The sequence below is a fragment of the Mesorhizobium sp. SP-1A genome (assembly GCF_032460275.1).
Taxonomy (GTDB): domain Bacteria; phylum Pseudomonadota; class Alphaproteobacteria; order Rhizobiales; family Rhizobiaceae; genus Mesorhizobium.
This window is the reverse complement of the sequence record NZ_JAVXZD010000005.1, coordinates 341,447-362,547: the sequence shown is the minus strand read 5'-3', so window position 1 is coordinate 362,547 and position 21,101 is coordinate 341,447. Positions and strand designations below refer to the sequence as shown.

The following is a 21,101-nucleotide window of genomic DNA, read 5'->3' as shown; positions in this document are numbered from 1 at the left end:
ATCTAGTCCGGTGCGCGCAGTCGGTAGCCGATGCCGGTTTCGGTCAGCACATATTGCGGCCGCTCGGGGTCGCGCTCGATCTTCTGCCTGAGCTGGCGCACGTAGACGCGCAGATATTGCGCGTCGGTCAGCTCGTCCCAGAGCTGGCCCAGCAGGAAGCGGTGGGTCAGCACCTTGCCGGCATGCTGCACCAGCACGCGCAGCAGTTCGTATTCCTTCGGCGACAGCTTCACCTCCTCCTCGCCGACCTTGACGATGCGCCGCACCAGATCGACCGAGAGCCCGCCGGTGCGGAAGACCGGGCGCTCGCCCTGGATCTGGAGCTGGTGGCGCAGCGCCGCCCGCATGCGCGCGAGCAGTTCGTCCATGCCGAACGGCTTGGTGATGTAGTCGTCCGCGCCGCCGTCCAGCGCCTCCACCTTGCCGGCCTCGTCGCCGCGGCTGGACAGGACGACGATCGGGACGTTTTCCTTGCGCGCGCGGATCGTCCTGAGCAGGTCGTGGCCCTGCATGTCGGGCAGGCCGAGGTCGAGGATCACCAGGTCCGGCTCCTGGTCCAGCAGTTCCAGCGCCGTCCGCCCGTTCGGCGCCTCGAGGATGTGATAGCCCTGCGTCGCCAGCCCCATCCGCAGCAGCTTTCGGATGGGCGGTTCGTCGTCGATGACCAGGACCTTGAGCGGTGCGTTCATGCTGCGGTGTCCAATGCTTCCAGCCCCACGGGCACGGGCAGGCGGATGGTGAAGACCGCGCCGTTGCGGTCCGGGCGGTTGGCCGCGACCACCGTGCCGCCCATGGCCTCCACGAAGCCGCGGGCGATGGCCAACCCAAGCCCGGTCCCGGCCCGGACCCGGTCGGCCTTCCTGGCGCGGTAGAATTTGTCGAAGACATGTTCGAGGTCGTCCGGCGGGATGCCGTCGCCCTCGTCCGCCACCTGCAGATAGACGCTTTCGCCGTCGCGCCAGCCATGGAGCCGCACGGTCGTGCCGGCCGGCGCGTATTTCGCGGCGTTGTCGAGCAGGTTGAAAAGGGCCTGTTCGAAGAGAACCGGATCGAGCGCGACCATCGGCAGGTCCGCGGAAAGCTGCAGGTCGATCTCATGTCCGGCCAGTATCTTGCCCGCCCGCCGCAGGGCGGTGTCGACGATCTCGCCGAGATCGTGCGGCGTCAGCTTCGGGCCGATCGCGCCGGACTCGATCCGGGTCATGTCGAGCAAATTGGCGATGAAGCGGTTGAGCCGCTCGGCCTCGTCGATGATGGTTCCCAGAAGTTCCGCCTTCTCGGCCTCGCTCAAATTCCCGGCCAGGTCCCGCAGCGTGCCGGCCGAGCCGAGCACGGCCGCGAGCGGCGTCTTCAGGTCGTGCGAGATCGAGGTCAGCAGCGCCGAGCGCAGGCGGTCGGTCTCGACAGTGCGCTTCACCCGGTCCATGTCCTCGACCAGATGGACGCGCTCGATGGCCAGCGCGCTCTGATCGATCAGCGCGTCGAGCAGGCGGCGCTGGTCCGGCGTCAGCAGCGGGCCCTGCCTGTCGGCGTCGATGCCGACCACGCCGATGGCGCCGCGCCCGGTGCGCATGGGCAGGAACAGGCGTTTGGCGCCGGGCAGCGTGTCGGAGCCGCGCCCCGCGGGCCGGTCGTTCTGCCAGGCCCAGTTGGCGGCAGCGAGGTCGGCTTCGTCCAGCATGTCCTCCGGCGGATAGCCTGCCTTGATGGCGATGGCGCCTTCCTCCGGCAGCAGCAGCACGACGCGCACCTTCAGCATCAGCGCGGTCTGGTAGGCTGTGGCCCACAGCACGTCGTCGAGCGTGCCGACGCCGGCCAGCTTGCGGCTGAACGTATAGAGGGATTCGGTGGTGCGGGCGCGGGCCGCCGCCACCACCGCCTGCGCGCGGACGCGGCCGGCGAGGTTGGAAACCACGCCGGCCACCACGATGAAGAAGGCGAAGGCGGCGATGTTCTTCGGGTCGGAGATCGAGAAGGTGAAGATCGGCTGCATGAAGAAGAAATTGTAGCACAGCGAAGCCGCCACGCTGGCGAGCAGCGAAGGCCACAGGCCGAAGCGCACCGCCACGGCCACGATGGCCGTCATGAAGATCAGGTCCACTGTCTCCACCCCGACCAGCGGCAGCATCAGCCTGCTGAAGCCCAGCGCACCCGCGACCGCCGCGAGCGCGACGGCATAGGGCCGCGGGTTGGCGAGGCCGGCACGAGCGCCCTGCCGCGCCTGTTCCCGGGCGGAAGCCTTTTCCAGCGTCTCCTCTCCGGCCACGACATGCACGCTGATGTTGCCGGAGCGCCGCACGAGATCGTGCACCACCGAGCCGTGCAGGATCTCGAACCAGCGCGAGCGCAGCGACTTTCCGACCACGATATGGGTGACGTTGTTGGTCTGCGCGTAATGGATCACGTCGTCGGCGATGCGCCTGTCGCCGCCGGGAATGGTGACCGCCTCGCCGCCGAGGCTCTGCGCCAGCCTCAGCGTGTCGGCGATCCGGTCGCGCTGCTGTTCGCTCAATTGCAGGCTGCGGCTGCCCTCCACCGCCAGCGCCGTGAACGGCCCGTGCAGGCGGTCCGCGAGCCGCTTGCCGTAGCGCACCAGCGCCGGTGCGCGCGGGTCCTCGCTGACGCAGATCAGCACGCGCTCTCCCGCCGCCCACGGACCCTGTATGGCACGGGACCGCATCTCGGTCAGGAGCTGCTCGTCCACCCGGTCGGCCGTGCGCCGCAGCGCCATTTCGCGCAGCGCCGTCAGGTTGGCGGACGAGAAGAAATGCTCCAGCGCCCGCCGCGCCTGTCCCGGCACATAGACCTTGCCTTCCTTGAGCCGCTGGATCAGGTCGTCGGGAGTGAGATCGACCAGCTCGACGGCGTCGGCGCGGTCGAAGATCGCGTCCGGCACGGTTTCGCGCACGCGCACATGCGTGATCTGCGCCACCACGTCGTTCAGGCTTTCGATGTGCTGGATGTTGACGGTGGTGTAGACGTCGATGCCGCGGTTCAGGATTTCCTGCACGTCGATATAGCGCTTGGGATGGCGGCTGCCGGGCGCGTTGGTGTGGGCAAGCTCGTCCACCAGCACGATCTGCGGGTGCCGCGCGACGATGGCGTCGAGGTCCATCTCCTCGAGCTGCTGGCCGCGATAGTCCAGCTTGCGGCGCGGCACGATCTCCAGCCCTTCCAGCAGGGCGGCGGTCTCCTTGCGGCCGTGCGTCTCCACCACGCCGACGACGATGTCGTAGCCGTCCTGCCTGCGGGCGCGGCCCTGTTGCAGCATGGCGTAGGTCTTGCCGACGCCGGGCGCGGCGCCGACGAAGATCTTCAGCTTGCCGAGGCGCGTTTCCTCGCGCCGCGCGGCCTCCAGAAGGGCCTCTGGCGATGGACGTTGTTCCGGATCTCGGCGCCGTTCAGCCATTTGCGGACATTTCTCCGGGCCGCACTATTCCTCCGTTGCTGCCATCTCGTCCAGCGCGAGATTGAGCTCCAGCACATTGACGTGCGGCTCGCCGAGGAAACCGAAAGCGCGCCCGTCGACATGCCGGCCGACGAGGTCGCGCACCTGCTGTTCCGGCAGGTTGCGCGCCCTGGCCACGCGCGGCACCTGGAACAGCGCCGCCTCCGGCGAGATGTCGGGGTCCAGCCCGCTGGCCGAGGTCGTGACCAGATCGATCGGCACCGGCTGCGAAGGGTTCTCGTTTCTGAGCGCGGCGAGATCGGTCTTCACGCGCCCGATCAGCGCCTTGTTCGTCGGCCCCAGGTTCGAGCCCATGGAGTTCGCCGCGTTGTAGGGCGCCGGCACCGTCTTCGACGGATCGGACGGGTCCGCACCGGTGGTGGCGGAAGGCCGGCCGTGGAAATAGCGGCCGCTGGCGAATTGCTGGCCGATCAGGGCCGAGCCGACGATTTTGCCGTCCTTCCCGATCAGGCTGCCCTGCGCCTGGCTCGGGAACAGCACTTCGGCAAGGCCGGTCACGGCGAGCGGATAGGCAAGGCCGGTGATGGCGACGAGCGCGACCAAAAGGACGAGGGCGGGACGAAGTTCCTTCAGCATCATAGTGCTCCTCAGGCCAGGTGCAGGGCCGTGACGGCGAGGTCGATGGCCTTGATGCCGACGAACGGGACGATCACGCCGCCCAGCCCGTAGACCAGCAGGTTGCGGGAAAGCAGCGCGCCGGCGCCGACGGCGCGGTAGGCGACGCCCTTCAGCGACAGCGGGATCAGCGCCACGATGATGAGCGCGTTGAAGATGATCGCCGACAGGATGGCGCTCTGCGGGCTCGACAGGTTCATGACGTTGAGCGTCTGCAATTGCGGGTAAAAGGCCACGAACATGGCCGGGATGATGGCGAAATATTTCGCCACGTCGTTGGCGATGGAGAAGGTGGTCAGCGCGCCGCGCGTCATCAGGAGCTGCTTGCCGATCTCCACCACCTCGATCAGCTTGGTCGGGTTGGAATCGAGGTCCACCATGTTGCCGGCCTCGCGCGCGGCCTGGGTGCCGGTGTTCATCGCCACCCCGACATCGGCCTGCGCCAGCGCCGGCGCGTCGTTGGTGCCGTCGCCGCACATGGCGACCAGCTTGCCCTTGGCCTGTTCGGCGCGGATCAGCTCCAGCTTGTCCTCGGGCGTCGCCTGCGCCAGGAAATCGTCCACGCCGGCCTCGGCCGCGATCGCCGCCGCGGTCATCGGATTGTCGCCGGTGATCATCACCGTGCGGATGCCCATGCGCCGCAACTCGGCGAAACGCTCGCGGATGCCGCCCTTCACCACGTCCTTGAGGTGGATGACGCCGAGCAGCCTGCCGTCGCGCGCAACCGCCAGCGGCGTGCCGCCGGAGGTGGCCACTTCCTCCGCGATGGCGTTGATTTCGCGCGCCGCCTCGGCGGTCACGCCCGGCCGCACCGCCCCCTCGCCTGCGCCGTCCGCGGGAAGGGATTCCAGGAAGCGCAGCACCGAATCCACCGCGCCCTTGCGGATCCACGAACCGTCGATCTCCATGCCGCTCATGCGGCTCTGCGCGGTGAAGGGAATGAACCTGCCGTGGCGTTCGCCGAGTTCGCGGCCGCGAATGCCGTATTTCTCCTTGGCCAGCACCACGATGGAGCGGCCCTCCGGCGTCTCGTCGGCCAGCGAGGCGAGCTGCGCGGCGTCGGCCAGTTCCTGTTCGGTGACGCCGCGCAGCGGCCTGAATTCCGCCGCCTGCCGGTTGCCCAGCGTGATCGTGCCCGTCTTGTCGAGGAGCAGCGTGTCGACGTCGCCGGCCGCCTCCACCGCGCGGCCGGACATGGCCAGCACGTTGAAGCGCACCAGCCGGTCCATGCCGGCGATGCCGATGGCCGATAGCAGCGCGCCGATGGTCGTGGGAATGAGGGTGACGAACAGCGCCACCAGCACCACCACGGAGATGCTGCCGCCGGCATAGGCGGCATAGCTCGGGATCGTCACGGTTGCGAAGGTGAAGATGATGGTGAGGCCGGCAAGCAGGATGTTCAGCGCGATCTCGTTCGGCGTCTTCTGCCGCGCGGCGCCTTCGACAAGCCCGATCATGCGGTCGAGGAAGGTCGAGCCGGGCGCGGCGGTGATCCTGACGCGGATTTCGTCCGACAGCACCTGCGTGCCGCCGGTGACCGCCGAGCGGTCGCCGCCGGATTCGCGGATGACCGGCGCGGATTCGCCGGTGATGGCGGCCTCGTTCACCGAGGCGACGCCTTCCACCACCTCGCCGTCGGAGGGGATGGTGTCGCCGGCCTCGACCAGTACCAGGTCGCCGACCTTCAGGCTGGTGCCGGGCACGAGCCGGTAGTCGCGCCCCTCGCCGGCCAGCAGCTTGGCCTGCGTCTGCGTGCGGGTCCTGCGCATCGCGTCCGCCTGCGCCTTGCCGCGCCCTTCGGCGACGGCCTCGGCGAAATTGGCGAACAGGATGGTGAACCACAGCCACAGCACCACCTGGAACTCGAACAAGATGTTCTGCCCGCCCGTTGCCAGGTCGCGCAGCAGCACGACCGTGGTGAGCGCGGTGACAACCTCCAGCACGAACATCACCGGGTTGCGGGCCATTTTGCGCGGGTCGAGCTTGGCGAAGGATGCGCCGATGGCCGGAACCACGATCTTGGCATCGAGCAGGGCCGTGACCGGCATGGACTTGCGGGTTGTGGCGGTTTCCATGGAAATGATTCCCGATCCTAAAACGAGGCGCCGGCGGACATCGACAGGTGCTCGGCGATCGGCCCCAGAGCCAGCGCGGGGAAGAAAGTGAGCCCACCGACGATCAGCACGACGCCGACCAGCAGCCCGACGAACAGGCCGCCGGTCGTGGGGAATGTGCCGGCCGAGGCCGGCACCGATTTCTTGGCCGCCAGCGAACCGGCGATGGCCATGGCCGGGACGATCATCCAGAACCGGCCGACCAGCATCGCGATGGCGCCCGCGATGTTGTAGAAGGCCGTGTTGCCGGAGAGGCCCGCGAAGGCCGAGCCGTTGTTGGCGGTCTGCGAGGTGAAGGCGTAGAGCACCTCCGAGAAGCCGTGCGGACCGGCATTGGCGATCGACGCCGCGGCGGCGGGATAGACAACCGCCATCGCCGTCCAGCCGAGATACATCAGCGGCAGCACCAGGATCGCCAGCATCGCCATCTTGACCTCCTTGGCCTCGATCTTCTTGCCGACATATTCGGGCGTGCGGCCCACCATCAGGCCGGCGACGAAGATGGCGATGACGACGAAGATCATCATGCCGTAGAGCCCCGCGCCGACGCCGCCGACGATGATCTCGCCGAGTTGCATGTTGATGAGCGGGATCATGCCGCCGAGCGCCGTGAAGGAATCGTGCATGGCGTTGACCGCGCCGCAGGAGGCGGCTGTGGTGACGACCGCGAACAGCGCCGAGGCGGCGATGCCGAAGCGGGTCTCCTTGCCCTCCATGTTGCCGCCGGCCAGGCCGAGCGCGTTGAGCGCGTCGTTGCCATGCGCCTCGGCCCAATAACACACGACGACGCCGGCCACGAACAGCACGCCCATGGCCGCCAGGATCGCCCAGCCCTGCCGGCGGTCGCCGACCATGCGGCCGAACACGCTGGTCAGCCCCGCGCCGATGGCGAAGATGGCGACCATCTGCACCAGGTTGGACAGGGCGGTGGGGTTCTCGAACGGATGCGCGGCATTGGCGTTGAAGAAGCCGCCGCCATTGGTGCCGAGCATCTTGATGGCCACCTGCGAGGCCACGGGGCCGAGCGCGATGGTCTGCCTCGCGCCTTCCAGCGTGGTCGCCTCGACATAGGGCGCCAGCGTCTGCGGCATGCCCTGCCAGACCAGGAACAGCGCCAGCGGCACGCAGATGGGGATGAGCACGTAGAGCGTGCAGCGCGTGACGTCGACCCAGAAATTGCCCACCGTCTGCGCCGAATGCCGCGCGAAACCGCGGATCAGCGCCACGGCCAACGCGATGCCGGTGGCCGCCGACAGGTAGTTCTGCGGCGTCAGGCCGAGCATCTGCGCGAGATAGGACAGGGTGCTTTCGCCGCCGTAGTTCTGCCAGTTGGTGTTGGTGACGAAGCTGACGGCGGTGTTGAACGAAAGATCGGACGCCACCGCACCCTGCCCGGCCGGATTGAGCGGCAGCAGGCCCTGGACGCGCAGCAGCGCATAGAGAAAGACGAAGCCGGCAACATTGAACAGAAGCATCGCGAACGTATAGGCAAGCCAGTGCTGTTCCCGCCGTTCATCGACGCCGGCGGCCCGGTACAGCACCCTTTCCACGGGCACCAGCAGCGGCGACAGGAATGTCCGCTCTCCCTTGAAGACGCGGGTCATGTAGGCGCCGAGCGGGGAAGCCAGCGCGACGACGATTGCGCAGAACAGGACGATCTGCATCCAGCCGGTCAGGGTCATGATGGCCTCTCAGAAGCGCTCGGGCTTGATCAGGGCATAGGTGAGATAGACGAGCAGCCCCGCGGCGACGGCGGCGGCCAGCACATAGTCGAAACCCATGGCAGCCTCCGTCACAGGCGCTCGCAGGCATAGGCGTAGGCGACGGACAGGGCGAAGAAGACGAGCCCGATCGCAAGCATGAGAACGTCCAGCATAAAGATCTCCAGTGCCGTCGTGCGGATCGAAAAATCCCGGGGGAGGGAAATCGAGCCGATCCGCCGTTCGAACGGCCCGGCCGGGGCCGCCGGATCCTTGCGGAAAAAGGCTGCCCGGCCAGGACCTTGGCGCGACGCCGGCCGGATTGGGACGGCGCTGCGCACGGCATGAGAAGTGCCACCGCAGGCATAGCTTTTCGAGATGAGCGCCCGGACTTCCTTATAGGAATTCCATAAAGACCGCCGTGTTGCGGACATAGTGAGGGGCCGCCCTCTCCGCCGGCGTCGATCCGACGGGCGGCATGATCGCAGGGTGCGGTGGCGATCCGGTTACGAGGCTGCCTGGACCAGGCTGTCAAATAGCGCGAGAGCGAAGCGACGATACCGAGCAGATTGCCCAAGGTAGGTGAGTTTGCTGACGTCCGCGACGCCGTCGTCAGGCGTCAGCATCCAGCACATACCGACCCGGTTCGTACCCGCCCGCCGACAGCGCCCGCAGCAGCCCGTACTTCCGGTAGTCGTTGATGTCCCCGACGTATTGATGCTTCACGTGCCCCGCCCTGCATGCTGCGAGAGCGGAGAACTGATTTCTTTCGCAGGTCAGCGCTGCCCGCCGAGTCTCACACTCGAAGGTAGAGTGTGTCGCTCGCAGCAACTTTCGGATCGAATCTACGCCATCATCGAAAGGCAAAGCATCTCACGCAAGACCAGCTTGCCGAAATGGTCGAGCTTTCCTCGGAGATGATAAGCAAGATCGAACGTGGAATCGCAGCACCGTCCTTTGCCACGGTGGAGAAGCTGTCCGAGATGCTTGAAGTGCCCGAGGTTGCATTCTTCGGCGTCGGCCTAGTGATGACCAGCGACAACGCGCGGACGCGTCAACTCTCAAAAATTCAGACGCAGCTATCCCGCATGAACGAGGATCAGTTGGCTCGCGCCAGCAAGCTGCTCAGCGCGTTGGTGGACTGATAAAGCATTGGATCCAAAATAAACAGCGCGTCAATCACATCGTATAGCCACGGACATGTTTGTGACAAAATCTGCTAAGTCTGGGGGCTCCAGTCGATTCTGAGCGGTCGCTCCGTCTGCAATTGCTACGCTGACACCATTCGCAAGGAGAAAAGATACCGCGGTAGAACTACGGATAGCGAAATTCACGTTTTGTACAATGTCGCCTGTAGCAACCATCGCGGCGAATGCGTTGAACTTCCCGGTCACGATACCGGCAACGTTGCCATAATAGTCAACCAACGGGCCGCCGCTGTTACCCGGCTGAACCGGTGCTGATGTCTGTAGATAACGGGAATCATCACGTAGGCCGCTTAAGGCAGTGACGCTTCCTAGGGTAAAGTTCCCTCCGCTGGAAAGAATTGAGGCGAGCGGATAGCCGAAAGCGGCGACCGGCTCACCCAATCTCACCTTCACATTGAAGTGCGCAAACTGGTCAACCTTCTTCTCGACCTTTAGCAGTGCGAGGTCATTCGTTTCATCCCGCGCTATGATAGCGCCAGGCACAGATGGCGATCGGCCATGAAGCACAAGCGGATTTTGGCATCCGTCGATGACGTGGAAGTTTGTAATGATTTCCCCGTCCGTGGTAACAAAGAAGCCAGTTCCAGAAGATGCCGCTTGCGATGTAGTATCACTTTTCTGCGATTTCGGGGATGCAGCCCTAGAATCGGACGTCTTAGCGGCAGCCACCGTGCGCTCTTGCGTAGTGCCCAGGAGATACCCTCGCTCCTGAAGATGGGCTCTCAGTGCCACAGGGAAGGTGGCGTTAATCTTGGCGCTATCGGGACAATCAGAGAAATTGATTGGTTGGCTGCACACCTGTAATTGCCAATCATTCGCGCGGTCGAATGAGGCCAACATCTTGGGCCAAGCATCGTCGAATTCCCCCACAAGAGCCTTAGTGGCCACCCACGCCGCCAAGAAGCCATTTGAATTCCACAATGACGCATTTTGCTGAGCGAGATGCTCCATCCCGGCAAGTTCTCGTCGGTAGTAGGTGGTGAAGCTGGAATTGTGACTCTGATTCGAAAGCACTCCATCACGCAGTTGCTCGATAATTTTCGGTGCCCAAGAATACGCATAGGGAGCGAAAGCGTAGTAAAAGCTATTGTCGTAGCTGACTAACTCCATACTCCCATCGTGATCAATGTCTTGGAAAGTGTAGCCCCCACCATCGAGGGTGGAGGCTTCTGTCCTAGTCCAATGGTTGTTCACCGAACTGTAAATTTCAGTTACGGTGCAACAGTGAGCGCCACCCCAGAACGCAGAAAAGACGATCTCAGGTGCGCTTGATGCTGGATCGAGTGGAACTGCCATTGCAGACGACTGACCGTTGTTGGTAGAGACGGCAGACATGACGGAGGAGAAGACGACCTGCCCGTTGCTTCTGCCTATTATCCGTGGTGAATACATCTCGGAGTCGGCGGGAACAGTGTCTACTGTCACTTGTAGACTGGAGGTCTCGAAGCGCGCTGCATCCGAAGAATCTGCCTGCCATTTAGGAAAGGTTGTTCGCTCTGGTTGCCAAATCGTCTCCTGGAATTCAGCGCCGTTGGACATAAACAAGTCCTTGGGTAGCCCTCCTTCGGCAAGAAGGTCTTTCTTGGCCGCCTTTATTCCATTAGGTACAGGGACAGGCCCACCCACGACGGCAAGCCAGCCATTTGATGACCTGACCACCCGGATATCGTTAAAACGCCATTGGTATACCGATGCGATGCCAATCGCGTCGTCGATACTTTTACTGCTGGCGAGGACCACCCAACGCGCAACGGCTCCGCTAGGTACTTCAGCAGAAGCACCCATACCGCCGAGACTAAAGCATACGATGGCCGATAGCAGTCGAAACCTGAACATCCAACGCTCCCCAAGTTCAAGATGATGGCCAGCCAGTCTATTAGCGTCAATGACATTGGTGAGTTGGTGCGAATTTTAAGATCGAAAAGTGTCCGTTCGGGCATTTCCGGGTGTCTTCGAATTCCGTTGAACCGCCGCGCACCCGCCAACGCCGCGATTTCACGCTCCGTCGATTCCGCGAATTGGTGACCCCGCTGTAACCGCGACCATTTTGGCGGCTTCGAACGACAGCGATTCCAACCATCCAGAAAACGAAAAAGCCGCGGAAGACCGCGGCTTTTCGATGCTTGATTCCCGAAGGAAAACTGGAGCGGGTGAAGCGATTCGAACGCTCGACCCCAACCTTGGCAAGGTTGTGCTCTACCCCTGAGCTACACCCGCTCACACGGCGTCTCGCCGCAAGCCGCGCCTATATGGCCGAAGAGCGCGGCGATTGCAACAGGGAAATCGCGCGTTTTTCGACGCTCTTTCGAAGATGCGAAAAACGCCGGCACGGCGGGGCCTTCATGGACGGCGGCGGCCGAAAAAGGTGGCTCCGGCGCGCGGACATCCCGGGCCGGCCGTCATGCGGCCATCGAGCGCCTTGTCTTCGCCGGCACATTGGCCCTAAACGGTTGCGGCAACATAGCGGAGAGGACGATGCCGAAAACCGAAGCCGAGCTTTTCGCCTTTCTCGACGGGCTCGGCATCCAAACCTCGACCCGGCGCCATGCGCCGCTGTTCACCGTCGCCGATTCGCAGTCCCTGCGCGGCGAGATCGCCGGCGGCCACACCAAGAACCTTTTCCTGAAGGACAAGAAGGACAATTTCTTCCTCGTCACGGTGGATGAGGAGGCGACCGTCGACCTGAAGCAGATCCACCACCTCATCGGGGCAACCAGCCGCGTCTCCTTCGGCAAGCCGGAGATGCTGATGGAACTGCTGGGCGTCGTCCCCGGCGCGGTCACCGTCTTCGGGCTGATCAACGACGTCGCGCACCGGGTAAAGGTGATTCTCGACGCGGCCTTGATGGAAAACGCGGTGATCAACGGCCACCCGCTGACCAACGAGGCGACGACCTCCATCGCCGCCGGCGACCTGCTCAGGTTCATCGAGGCGACCGGCCATCATCCGAACGTCTTGAAAGTCTCCGCATGATCGCCACATTGGGCGGGACGACCGGTTTCGCTTGCCGCGGCCAGCGAACCGGCACAAGAATTGGATCATGACCAAGCCCGCGACGGCCACGAAGGACAAAAGATGAGCGACGACAATCCGTTTGGCGGCCCCTTTTCCGGCCAAGGCGGCCAGTACGCCACGACGGTGCAATATGGCGGCGCGGTGCCGGATGCGCGCCCGGGCGGCGACACGCCCGCGGCGGATCTCGTCAAGGACACCACGACGGCGAAATTCGCGGCCGACGTCATCCAGGAATCGCGCCACCAGCCGGTGCTGGTCGATTTCTGGGCGCCCTGGTGCGGCCCGTGCAAGCAACTCGCACCGGCGCTGGAAAAGGCGGTCAAGGCCGCCGGCGGGCGCGTGAAGCTGGTCAAGATGAACATCGACGAGCATCCGGCCATCGCCGGCCAGCTCGGCATCCAGTCCATCCCCGCCGTCATCGCCTTCAAGGACGGGCAGCCCATCGACGGCTTCATGGGCGCGGTGCCTGAAAGCCAGATCAACGACTTCATCCGGAAGCTCGGCGCCGGTGACGACAAGCTGCAGATCGCCGAGGCGCTCGCCGCCGCAACCGAGGCGCGCGCGGCCGGCGACATGCAGTCGGCGGCCGGCATCTACGAGGCGGTCCTGCAGTACGCGCCCGACACCGTCGATGCCCTGGAAGGGCTGGCGGCGCTGCGCTTCGAGGCGGGCGACCGCAAGGGCGCCGAAGCCGTGCTCGCCCGCCTTCCCGAGGGGACAAAGGAAACCGCCGGACTGGCCGCGCTGCGCGCCCGGATGGCGCTTGCCGACCAGGCCGCCTCGCTCGGCGACATGGCCGATCTGGAGCGCCGCGTGGCCGAGAACCCGAAGGACCATCAGGCGCGCTTCGACCTGGCCATGGCGCAGAACGCGGCCGGCGAGCGCGAAAAGGCGGCCGAAAACCTGCTGGCGATCGTCAGGGCGGACCGTAACTGGAAGGACGATGCCGCGCGTTCGCAATTGCTGCAGCTGTTCGAAGCCTGGGGCATGACCGACGAGGTCACGCTTTCGGCGCGGCGCAGGCTCTCGTCCCTGCTGTTTTCGTGAGCCCCTCGCCGGGCGCGCGGGAAGAACGGAAAGGAACGCATGCAGGCGGGTAACGCACATTATCGGCAGGGGGCCGACCTTCCCGCGACGATACCGGTGTTTCCGCTTGCCGCCGCGCTGCTGCTTCCGGGCGGCCGCATGCCGCTCAACATATTCGAGCCGCGCTATCTGCAGATGCTCGACCAGACCATCGCCGGCGACCGCCTGATCGGCATGGTCCAGCCTGCGTTCGACGGCGAGATGCGGGCCGACGACGAGCCGGAACTTTGCAATGTCGGCTGCGTGGGGCGCGTCACGTCGCTCTCCGAAACCGGCGACGGACGCTACCTGATTTCGTTGCAGGGCGTGTGCCGGTTCCGCATCGTGCAGGAGCTCGCCGTCAAGACGCCGTTCCGGCAATGCCGGATCGCGCCCTTCCTGGCCGATCTGGCCGAGGATCCGTCCGCCGCGGAGATCGACCGGCCTGCCCTGCTCAGGACGTTCCGCGCCTATCTCGAGGCGAACGAGCTGGAGGCCGACTGGGAAAGCGTCAGCCGTGCCGACAACACCATGCTCGTCAACGCGCTGTCGATGATGTCGCCCTACGGCGCCGCGGAGAAACAGGCATTGCTGGAAGCTCCCGACCTCAAGGCCCGCGCGGAAACGCTGATCGCGATCACCGAGATGGCGCTGGCCCGCGCCAACGAGGATTTCGGTTCGAGCCTGCAATAAGGCACTCGGCACCGGTGCGGAAACTTTTCCCGGACTGCGTGAAGGCGACGAGTTCATCGCCGCGTTCCGCGAAAAGCAGCTATGCATTGACGCAGGCAAGCCGGGGATGCAGGCAAGCGGGGCGCAGACAAATGGGCCTGGGCAGGTGAACCCAGACAGGGGAACCCAGGCAGGCGGGATGGCCGATGACCGGAAGACGCGATCAAGACAAGGGCTCGGTGGATCCGAAGCTTCTGGAGCTTCTGGCCTGCCCTTTGACCAAGGGCCCTCTGGCATGGGACTCGCAGCGCAACGAGCTCGTCTCTCGCCTGGCCAAACTCGCCTATCCCATACGCGACGGCATTCCGATCATGCTGCCTTCCGAGGCGCGGCCCATCGCCGAGGACGCGGAAGACTGACCCGAGACAGTTTGCCTGCCGCAAGATGGCGGCTGCCGGGCTCGTCACAGGCAGCCGGCCGCAGCGAAAACGTTCCGCTACTGGAAATTGCGCCCCTTCGGCATGACCCCTTGCGCCGTGCGGGCGAGCGTTTCCCGGTCGCTGTCGGAACCTGGGTTGCCAAGCCGGCGCATCCTGCCATGCACTCCCGCTCCGCGCGCGCCGCCTGCCCCCCGATCCGCACGGTTTGCTGTCGACCTCGCATCCAGGTCCGCCGCCGCGGGCGCAGCCTCTTCCAGCAGGGTGGCCAGCCATGGCGAAAGGTCCTCGATCCTCTCGGCGACGATATGGATCACGTCCGATTCCGATTGCAGCCTGCCGGTGACGCGCACGAAACGCGCACCCATCACGACCGCGCGGTAACGGTCGAACACCCGCGGCCAGAAGATGACATTGGCGATGGTTTCCTCGTCCTCCAGGGTGAGGAAGATGGCGTTGCCCTTTCCCGGCCGCTGCCGCACCAGGACGAGGCCGGCAACGGCGACGCGCGTGCCGTCGGCAAGCGCAGCCAGGCGCGCGTTCGCCACGATGCCGTCGCGGTCCAGTTGCGCGCGCAGGAAGCTGACCGGATGCGCCTTCAGCGAGAGGCCGAGCGCGCGATAATCGTGCACGATATGTTCGCCGGGCCGCATGGCCGGCAGGCGGGTGGTGGGCTCGAGATCCGGCAGGCGAAGGTCTGGCCGGTCGAACAGGGGCAGCATGCCGACGGTGCTCTTGCGATCGAGCGCGCGGACTGCCCACAGCGCCGCGCGGCGGTCGAGGCCGATCGAACGGAAGGCGTCGGCATCGGCCAGTTTCTCGATCTCGTCCATGTCGAGGCCGGAGCGCAGCCAGACGTCGCGCACCGATTCGTAGCCTTCGCCGCGACGCTGCACGAAGGTCTCCATGCGCTTCTCCGGCAGCCCCTTCACCTCGCGGAAGCCGAGGCGCACGGCATGCATGGTCCGGATCACGCGGCGCATCTCGACATGGCGTGCCGAAATCCGGGCCGGGTCGAAGGAAGCCTTTTCGAGGCCGCAATCCCAAACGGAATGGTTGATGTCGACGGGCCTGATCTCGACGCCATGCTCGGCCGCGTCGCGCACGAGCTGGGCCGGCTTGTAGAATCCCATGGGCTGGGAGTTCAGGATCGCCGCGCAGAAGACGTCCGGATAGAAGGTCTTGAACCAGCACGAGGCATAGACCAGCAGCGCGAAGGAAGCGGCATGGCTTTCGGGAAAGCCATATTCGCCGAAACCCTCGATCTGCTTGAAGCAGCGCTCGGCGAACTCCCTTGGATAGTCTCTTTTGACCATGCCGTCGATCATGCGGTCGCGATAATTCCCGATCGTTCCGTTTCGTCTGAAAGTAGCCATTGCGCGCCGCAGCTGATCCGCCTCGCCGGGCGTGAAGCCTCCGGCTTCGATCGCGATGCTCATCGCCTGCTCCTGGAACAGCGGCACGCCAAGCGTGCGAACCAGTATCCGTTCCAGCTCGGGCTTATGGTATTCTATTTTTTCTTTACCCATCCTGCGGCGCAGATAGGGATGCACCATGTCGCCCTGGATCGGGCCGGGCCGCACGATCGCCACCTCGATGACGAGATCGTAGAACTTGCGTGGCCGAAGGCGCGGCAGCATCGACATCTGCGCGCGCGATTCGATCTGGAAGACGCCCAGCGTGTCGGCGCGGCAGATCATGTCGTAGACGCGGGAATCCTCGGAAGGAATGGTCGCCAGGGCGAGACGCCTGCCATGATCGTCCCGCACCCGGTAATGATCCTCCAGCAGATCGAAGGCGCGTTTCAGACAGGTCAGCATGCCGAGCGCCAGAACGTCGACCTTGAGGATGCTGACGGCGTCGAGATCGTCCTTGTCCCATTCCACCATCTTGCGCTCGTCCATCGCCGTCTTGACGATGGGGACGATCTCGTCCAGCCGGTCCTTGGTGATGACGAAGCCGCCGACATGCTGCGACAGATGGCGGGGACATTCGGTCGCGACCAGTTCGTTGGCGCGTGCCAGCACCTGCCTGGTCAGCAGGTCCGTCTTGTCGAGGCCGCCGGCCTTGGCTTCCTTCGCTCCGAGCTCCGAAGACGACCAGCCCCATATGGAACCGGACAGCGCACCCCGCACGTCGTCCGACAACCCCATGGCCTTGGCCACTTCGCGCAGGGCCGATCGGGCGCGATAGCTTATGACCGCGCAGGCAAGCGCCGTCCGCTTTTCGCTGTATTTCTCGTAGATATAGGCGATGATCTCGTCGCGCCGCTCATGCTCGAAATCCACGTCGATGTCGGGCGGCTCGTCCCGCTCGGTGGAAACGAAGCGCTCGAAAAGCACTTCCGAGCGGCTGGGATCGACCTCCGTGATGCGAAGGCAGTAGCAGATGACCGAATTGGCCGCCGAACCCCGCCCCTGACACAGGATTTTCCTGTCGCGGGCGAAGCGGACGATATCGTGGACGGTCAGGAAATAGCGCGCATATTTCTTGCCGGCTATGATGCCAAGCTCATGCCGGATCAGGCCCTGCACCTTTTCAGGTATGCCGTCCGGAAAGCGGGTCTTGGCCCCCTCCCAGGTCAGCCGCTCCAGTTCCGTCTGCGGGTCCACCCCCGCCTCGGTCGTCTCTTCCGGATAGTTGTGCTTCAGTTCGTCAAGCGAGAAGGAAAGCGTTTCGGCAAAGCGCTCCGTCTCGGCCAGCGCATCGGGATGATGCTTGAAAAGCCGGGCCATCTCCTGCCCCGGCTTCAGGTGCCGCTCTGCGTTGGCGGCGAGCTCCAGCCCCGCTTCGGCAACCGTCACGTTGAGCCGGATCGCGGTCAGCACGTCCTGCAAAGGGCGCCGCCCGGCTGTGTGATAGAGCACGTCGTTGGTGGCCATCAGCGGCATACCTGTCGCCTCGGCAAGCGCTGCCGCCTGCGCGATGCGGAAACGGTCGTTGCCGCGATAGTCCGGCGCGACGGCCAGCCAGAGCGCCTTGCCGAAACGGTCTTTAAGCCGGCCGAGCAGGTCGAGCGTTTGCCGCGCGGGCGCAGCGAGGTCGGGCAGCACCGCCAGGGACATGCCGTCCCCCCACTCCAGCAGGTCGGCGAGATAGAGCAGCGGGGCGCCCTTTTCGCTTTCCTCGCGCATATTGGCCTGGGTGAGCAGCCGGCACAGATGTCCCCAGCCCGCGCGGTCGCGCGGATAGGCCAGAACGTCCGGAGTGCCGTCGGCGAAGACCAACCGGCAGCCGGGATGGTAGGGCAAATGAAAGGGTCCAATCGACTTTTTCGGCTCGTCCTTGTTCTCGATATAAATGTATTTCGACCGGCTCCAGGCCCGCACCACGCCGGCCACCGTGTTGCGATCGGCGAGCCCCATGCCGGCATGGCCGAGCAGGCATGCCGAAACCACCAGTTCCTCCGGCCCCGAGGCGCCGCGCAGGAACGAGAAATTCGACTGCACGCCGAATTCGACATAGGCCGGCGTTATGACCGGCGCAGGCGGGAGAATGGGCGCGCTCATGGGAAAATCCCGTGCAGGAACCATCGCGGCGACGGCTGGTCCGCCTCATCGTAAAGGCCCTGGCGGTAGAGCCAGTAGCGTCGCCCTTCCACGTCCTCGACGCGATAATAGTCGCGCGTCGGTTCCGCTTCGGCGCTGCGCCACCATTCCGGCGCGATGCGTTCCGGTCCTTCGGCGCGCGCGACGCGGTGGAGCGCGCGGCGCCAGCGGAACTGGAGCGGCGGCCCTTCCGGGATTTCGCTGGCCGGCACGTCCACCGGCTCCGGCTGCCGCAGAAGCCGGATAGGCCGTTCCGGCAGGCGATGCGGCACCGGCCGCGGATTGCGGATGCGGTCCCGCCGCTCCGCCGGCAGGGGTTTTTGCGCGACCCCATCCGCGGAGGGCCTGAGGGCGATGGCGCGTTCGGGCAGATGGCTTTCCACCGCGAGGGGCCGCAGCACCGCCCCCTCGCCGAGCCGGGCCCGCACGCGGTCCGTGAACAGGGCGAGGTCGTCCTCGTCCCGGTCCGCTTTGTCGGCCAGGTCGTTCTGGCGGATATGGAAGGGCGCGGCCGAGAGCACCGACAGGCGCACGAGGTCGAAACCGTAGCCGGCATCGAAATCCTGTTCGACCGCGACCAGCCTTTCATGGAACAGCCTGCGGATCAGCTCTGGCTCGCGCAGGGGCCGTGACGTCGCCACGGCGATGCGGCTGACGACGCCGTCGACCCTGAACAGGGCGAGCGCCAGCCTTCGCGCGCCCTCGCCGCGCCGCTCCAGATCGCGTTTCAGCGTCGCGGCCAGCATTCCCGTCAAGGCTTCGACATCGTCGGTCAGCACGATGGGCTCCGCGAGTTGCCGCTCGACCGAAAGGGACGGCACGGGCAGGCGCGGCGAGATGGATTCCTCGAGGCGGCCGAGCGCCTGGTCGAGGCGCATGAGCAACTCCCTGCCGAAGCGGCGCGTGAGCGGCGCGCGCGGCGCCGACATGACGGCGCCGGCCGTGCGCAAACCCACGCTCTCCAGGCTGCCGCGGACATCCGCCCCGATGCGCAGCGCCGCCAGCGGCAGCGGCGAAAGCAGGGCCTCTTCCTCACCCCGTTCCACCAGCCGCTCGCCGCAGAAGCGCGCCGCCGCCCAGGCCGCCCCCGCGGTCGAGGCGATGCCGGCGCGCACGTCGAAGCCCTGGTGGAAGAAGCGCGCCAGCATATCGTCCAGCATCGCCCGCTCGCCGCCGAAAAGGGCCGCGCAGCCGGTGATGTCGAGGAACAGCCCGTCCTCGCCGTCCAGCGCCACCAGCGGCGTGTAGCGGTCGCACCAGTCGGCGAGCCCCTCCAGCAGGCGGCGGTCGGCGGCCGCATCCGCCTCGACGAAGTCGATGCCGGGGTGCATGGCGCGGGCGTCGGCCATGCCCATGCCGCGCTTCAGGCCGAGCGCCTCGGCCTTCTCATCCAGCGCGGCGACGCGGCGGGCGTTGGCCTCCTGCCGGCTGACCAGAAGCGGCTTGTGCCGTTGCGGCCCTGAACGCCACGACCGCCCCAGGCGCTGCCGCAGCACCCGTTCCGTCGCCAGATAGGGGAACCATAGCGACAGGATCCGTTGTCCTTCTTTCCGTGAATTCGTGCTCATCGGGGTTCCATTCCAGGGTGAATCGGCCGCTCATGGCGGCGGCGCATTTGTCAACGGCGACGGTGAAGGCGGGACGGCCGAGCGAACCCGCGAGCGGCCCCGCGACGGTCGAACGCGTCGCCGCCGGCGCCGGCGACACGCAAAGCCGCACGGGCGCGGCGGTGGATTCGGCCTGCGCCGCCTGCCGCAGCAGGAAGACCGGACGCCCGGCCGCCTGGGCCCGCCGGTGCAGGCGCCGCGTGGCGGTCAAGTCGAGCCGCTCGGAATTGCCGCGCACCTCCAGCACCACGGCCGAAAGCGCCGTCAGCGCCGCGGCCTCCTCCGCCACCCACAACACATCGGCAAGTTTCGGCGCCTCGGAAAACAGAAGCTTTTCCGGTTCGATGCCGTAAAGCTCGCGCAGGCCGGCGGCATAGGGAACGCCCGCCTCGCGGAAGACCTCCGCCGTTCCGATCCACAGGACCGGTGCTTCCACCGACCCGGGCTGCTTCAACAGGGCACCGGCCAGGGCCAGCGCAAGTCCGGCGACCGCGCCGGCATCACGCGTCTCCGCGCCATGGAACTCGGTCAAGGCGGCGCGCGCCAGTCCTCCGCCCAGCATCCTGTCCAGCCGATCGATCCCGAAGCGCAGCCGGGCGGCGTCGCCGGCAACCATGCCACAGGCGTCCTCGGGCCGCGCAAGCCGTTCCGGCAGCGTTCCTTCGATCCTCGCGATTTCCCGGCGCAGGGCAAAAAGGGTTCCCCGCGCCGCGGCGTTCCTCGCCATGGCGTTCCGGCTTCCATATGTTCCTGTTATGTTCTTATGGATTCCAGAGCCGGCCAGCAGAGTCAAGCTGAGTCGTAAAAAGAATTTATTCCTCTTTTGGCTGCGGCAGGCAGGCCAAAGCCTGCCTCATTTGCCGAGCGGCTCGCAAAAGCCTATATGCCCCGCAACCGAAGGACGCAGCATGGCCCGCATTTACAAGACCCGCACCTGGCACGGCGAACTCTCGCCCTCCCTGGAGGAGATGGAGTTCCTGGCGCTGGAGGCCTATGCGCATCTGCCGGAGGACTTCCGCAAGCTGACCGGCGAGATCGTCATCCAGGTGGCCGAATTCCCCACCGACGAGATCATGGACGACCTGTCGCTGGAAACGCCCTTCGACCTGCTCGGCCTGTTCGAGGGGCGCGGCATCGCCGAGCGCTGGAACCCCGCGACCGGGGAAGGACCGAACCGCATCACGCTCTACCGCCGCGCCATTCTCGACTACTGGGCCGAGAACGAGGAGACGCTGGGCGACATCGTCACCCACGTCCTGATCCACGAGATCGGTCATCATTTCGGCCTGTCGGACGACGACATGGAGCGCATCGAGGCGGCGGTAGAATAGCTCCCAGCCGCACGCCTACACGCCCAGCCGGGCCTGGTGCTCGTTTACGCCCTCACCAGTCGCTCAGCTTGGTCTCGCCGGCCACATATTCCTGCCCGTCCACGTCCTTCACCACGGCCTGGCCGCAGCGCATGACCTTTTCCTTTTTGTCGTAGGCATAGGTCGGCGAACCGTAGAGATGCCAGCCCTTGTTCAGCGCCGCCGTGACCTTATGGCAGAACGCGGCATCGTCGACGGCGGTGAGGAAACGATAAAGTCGCATGGAGGAGCTCCGGTGGGATCGCGGCCGATCATGCCCCGAGGCCTGCCGCCTTCGCCAG

Annotated in this window: 18 protein-coding genes and 1 tRNA gene; 6 read left to right on the top strand and 13 right to left on the bottom strand. The window is 65.6% G+C overall.

Annotation, left to right across the window (positions count from 1 at the left end; all coding sequences use genetic code 11):
• Positions 1-2 precede the first annotated feature (2 nt).
• From QU595_RS23240 to QU595_RS23210, 7 genes are read right to left on the bottom strand one after another with little or no spacing between them, the layout of a single operon-like run.
• Positions 3-689 carry a response regulator transcription factor gene (locus tag QU595_RS23240; RefSeq protein WP_315926386.1) on the bottom strand — a complete coding sequence of 229 codons (687 nt, stop codon included), beginning with the start codon at positions 687-689 and terminating at the stop codon, positions 3-5.
• Positions 686-3,409, bottom strand: a complete 2,724-nt coding sequence (locus QU595_RS23235; protein WP_315926384.1) for a sensor histidine kinase KdpD — start codon at positions 3,407-3,409, stop codon at positions 686-688. The genes QU595_RS23240 and QU595_RS23235 overlap by 4 nt, the downstream gene beginning before the upstream one ends.
• A 24-nt stretch (positions 3,410-3,433) precedes the next feature.
• Entirely contained in the window at positions 3,434-4,045 is a 612-nt protein-coding gene (locus tag QU595_RS23230) for a K(+)-transporting ATPase subunit C (RefSeq protein ID WP_315926382.1), read from the bottom strand.
• A gap of 11 nt (positions 4,046-4,056) precedes the next feature.
• On the bottom strand, positions 4,057-6,159 hold the full coding sequence (kdpB, locus tag QU595_RS23225; RefSeq protein ID WP_315926380.1) for a potassium-transporting ATPase subunit KdpB: 2,103 nt from the start codon (positions 6,157-6,159) through the stop codon (positions 4,057-4,059).
• 17 nt (positions 6,160-6,176) lie between these two features.
• Positions 6,177-7,880 (bottom strand): potassium-transporting ATPase subunit KdpA, encoded by a 1,704-nt coding sequence (gene kdpA, locus QU595_RS23220; protein ID WP_315926378.1) that lies wholly within the window; start codon positions 7,878-7,880, stop codon positions 6,177-6,179.
• 9 nt (positions 7,881-7,889) lie between these two features.
• Positions 7,890-7,979 carry a K(+)-transporting ATPase subunit F gene (locus QU595_RS23215; protein ID WP_315926376.1) on the bottom strand — a complete coding sequence of 30 codons (90 nt, stop codon included), beginning with the start codon at positions 7,977-7,979 and terminating at the stop codon, positions 7,890-7,892.
• An 11-nt stretch (positions 7,980-7,990) separates the two neighbouring features.
• Positions 7,991-8,239, bottom strand: a complete 249-nt coding sequence (locus tag QU595_RS23210) for a hypothetical protein (RefSeq protein WP_315926374.1) — start codon at positions 8,237-8,239, stop codon at positions 7,991-7,993.
• A gap of 474 nt (positions 8,240-8,713) precedes the next feature.
• Here QU595_RS23210 and QU595_RS23205 point away from each other — a divergent pair, with 474 nt between their 5' ends.
• Complete coding sequence (locus QU595_RS23205) at positions 8,714-9,043, top strand: helix-turn-helix transcriptional regulator (RefSeq protein WP_315926372.1); 330 nt, start codon at positions 8,714-8,716, stop codon at positions 9,041-9,043.
• Between the two features lie 30 nt (positions 9,044-9,073).
• Here QU595_RS23205 and QU595_RS23200 read toward each other — a convergent pair whose 3' ends face one another.
• Together QU595_RS23200 and QU595_RS23195 are read right to left on the bottom strand one after the other, a co-directional pair.
• Entirely contained in the window at positions 9,074-10,942 is a 1,869-nt protein-coding gene (locus tag QU595_RS23200; RefSeq protein ID WP_315926370.1) for a serine protease, read from the bottom strand.
• A 306-nt stretch (positions 10,943-11,248) separates the two neighbouring features.
• Positions 11,249-11,323: transfer RNA gene (locus tag QU595_RS23195), tRNA-Gly, on the bottom strand.
• A gap of 258 nt (positions 11,324-11,581) precedes the next feature.
• Here QU595_RS23195 and QU595_RS23190 point away from each other — a divergent pair.
• The 4 genes from QU595_RS23190 to QU595_RS23175 all read left to right on the top strand — a co-directional run bounded on the left by QU595_RS23190 (position 11,582) and on the right by QU595_RS23175 (position 14,277).
• Positions 11,582-12,079: a prolyl-tRNA synthetase associated domain-containing protein gene (locus tag QU595_RS23190; RefSeq protein ID WP_315926368.1), complete on the top strand. Its 498-nt coding sequence runs from the start codon at positions 11,582-11,584 to the stop codon at positions 12,077-12,079.
• 102 nt (positions 12,080-12,181) lie between these two features.
• Entirely contained in the window at positions 12,182-13,168 is a 987-nt protein-coding gene (gene trxA, locus QU595_RS23185) for a thioredoxin (protein WP_315926366.1), read from the top strand.
• A 39-nt stretch (positions 13,169-13,207) separates the two neighbouring features.
• Positions 13,208-13,879 (top strand): LON peptidase substrate-binding domain-containing protein, encoded by a 672-nt coding sequence (locus tag QU595_RS23180; RefSeq protein ID WP_315926364.1) that lies wholly within the window; start codon positions 13,208-13,210, stop codon positions 13,877-13,879.
• A gap of 185 nt (positions 13,880-14,064) precedes the next feature.
• Positions 14,065-14,277, top strand: coding sequence for a Trm112 family protein (locus tag QU595_RS23175; protein WP_315926362.1), 213 nt, complete (start codon positions 14,065-14,067; stop codon positions 14,275-14,277).
• A 77-nt stretch (positions 14,278-14,354) separates the two neighbouring features.
• Here QU595_RS23175 and QU595_RS23170 read toward each other — a convergent pair whose 3' ends face one another.
• The 3 genes from QU595_RS23170 to QU595_RS23160 are packed head-to-tail and all read right to left on the bottom strand — an operon-like array spanning position 14,355 to position 20,177.
• A complete protein-coding gene (locus tag QU595_RS23170) occupies positions 14,355-17,804 on the bottom strand; it encodes an error-prone DNA polymerase (protein ID WP_315926360.1) in 3,450 nt (1,149 codons plus the stop codon).
• On the bottom strand, positions 17,801-19,279 hold the full coding sequence (locus tag QU595_RS23165) for a DNA polymerase Y family protein (RefSeq protein WP_315926501.1): 1,479 nt from the start codon (positions 19,277-19,279) through the stop codon (positions 17,801-17,803). The genes QU595_RS23170 and QU595_RS23165 overlap by 4 nt, the downstream gene beginning before the upstream one ends.
• Positions 19,230-20,177 (bottom strand): hypothetical protein, encoded by a 948-nt coding sequence (locus QU595_RS23160; RefSeq protein ID WP_315926358.1) that lies wholly within the window; start codon positions 20,175-20,177, stop codon positions 19,230-19,232. The genes QU595_RS23165 and QU595_RS23160 overlap by 50 nt, the downstream gene beginning before the upstream one ends.
• 181 nt (positions 20,178-20,358) lie before the next feature.
• Between QU595_RS23160 and QU595_RS23155 the strand changes: the two genes are divergently transcribed.
• On the top strand, positions 20,359-20,781 hold the full coding sequence (locus QU595_RS23155) for a metallopeptidase family protein (protein WP_315926356.1): 423 nt from the start codon (positions 20,359-20,361) through the stop codon (positions 20,779-20,781).
• 52 nt (positions 20,782-20,833) lie between these two features.
• On the opposite strand, the gene QU595_RS23150 is transcribed toward QU595_RS23155, so the two are convergent.
• Complete coding sequence (locus tag QU595_RS23150) at positions 20,834-21,043, bottom strand: DUF1737 domain-containing protein (protein ID WP_315926354.1); 210 nt, start codon at positions 21,041-21,043, stop codon at positions 20,834-20,836.
• Positions 21,044-21,101: the final 58 nt, after the last annotated feature.

Bases quoted from the DNA above. Each gene is read 5' to 3' on its own strand.
- QU595_RS23235 (WP_315926384.1), bottom strand. From the start codon at position 3,409: ATGGCTGAACGGCGCCGAGATCCGGAACAACGTCCATCGCCAGAGGCC.
- QU595_RS23190 (WP_315926368.1), top strand. From the start codon at position 11,582: ATGCCGAAAACCGAAGCCGAGCTTTTCGCCTTTCTCGACGGGCTCGGC.
- QU595_RS23230 (WP_315926382.1), bottom strand. From the start codon at position 4,045: ATGCTGAAGGAACTTCGTCCCGCCCTCGTCCTTTTGGTCGCGCTCGTC.
- QU595_RS23175 (WP_315926362.1), top strand. From the start codon at position 14,065: ATGACCGGAAGACGCGATCAAGACAAGGGCTCGGTGGATCCGAAGCTT.
- QU595_RS23150 (WP_315926354.1), bottom strand. From the start codon at position 21,043: ATGCGACTTTATCGTTTCCTCACCGCCGTCGACGATGCCGCGTTCTGC.
- kdpA (WP_315926378.1), bottom strand. From the start codon at position 7,880: ATGACCCTGACCGGCTGGATGCAGATCGTCCTGTTCTGCGCAATCGTC.
- QU595_RS23180 (WP_315926364.1), top strand. From the start codon at position 13,208: ATGCAGGCGGGTAACGCACATTATCGGCAGGGGGCCGACCTTCCCGCG.
- QU595_RS23170 (WP_315926360.1), bottom strand. From the start codon at position 17,804: ATGAGCGCGCCCATTCTCCCGCCTGCGCCGGTCATAACGCCGGCCTAT.
- kdpB (WP_315926380.1), bottom strand. From the start codon at position 6,159: ATGGAAACCGCCACAACCCGCAAGTCCATGCCGGTCACGGCCCTGCTC.
- QU595_RS23200 (WP_315926370.1), bottom strand. From the start codon at position 10,942: ATGTTCAGGTTTCGACTGCTATCGGCCATCGTATGCTTTAGTCTCGGC.
- QU595_RS23155 (WP_315926356.1), top strand. From the start codon at position 20,359: ATGGCCCGCATTTACAAGACCCGCACCTGGCACGGCGAACTCTCGCCC.
- QU595_RS23215 (WP_315926376.1), bottom strand. From the start codon at position 7,979: ATGGGTTTCGACTATGTGCTGGCCGCCGCCGTCGCCGCGGGGCTGCTC.
- QU595_RS23240 (WP_315926386.1), bottom strand. From the start codon at position 689: ATGAACGCACCGCTCAAGGTCCTGGTCATCGACGACGAACCGCCCATC.
- QU595_RS23160 (WP_315926358.1), bottom strand. From the start codon at position 20,177: ATGGCGAGGAACGCCGCGGCGCGGGGAACCCTTTTTGCCCTGCGCCGG.
- trxA (WP_315926366.1), top strand. From the start codon at position 12,182: ATGAGCGACGACAATCCGTTTGGCGGCCCCTTTTCCGGCCAAGGCGGC.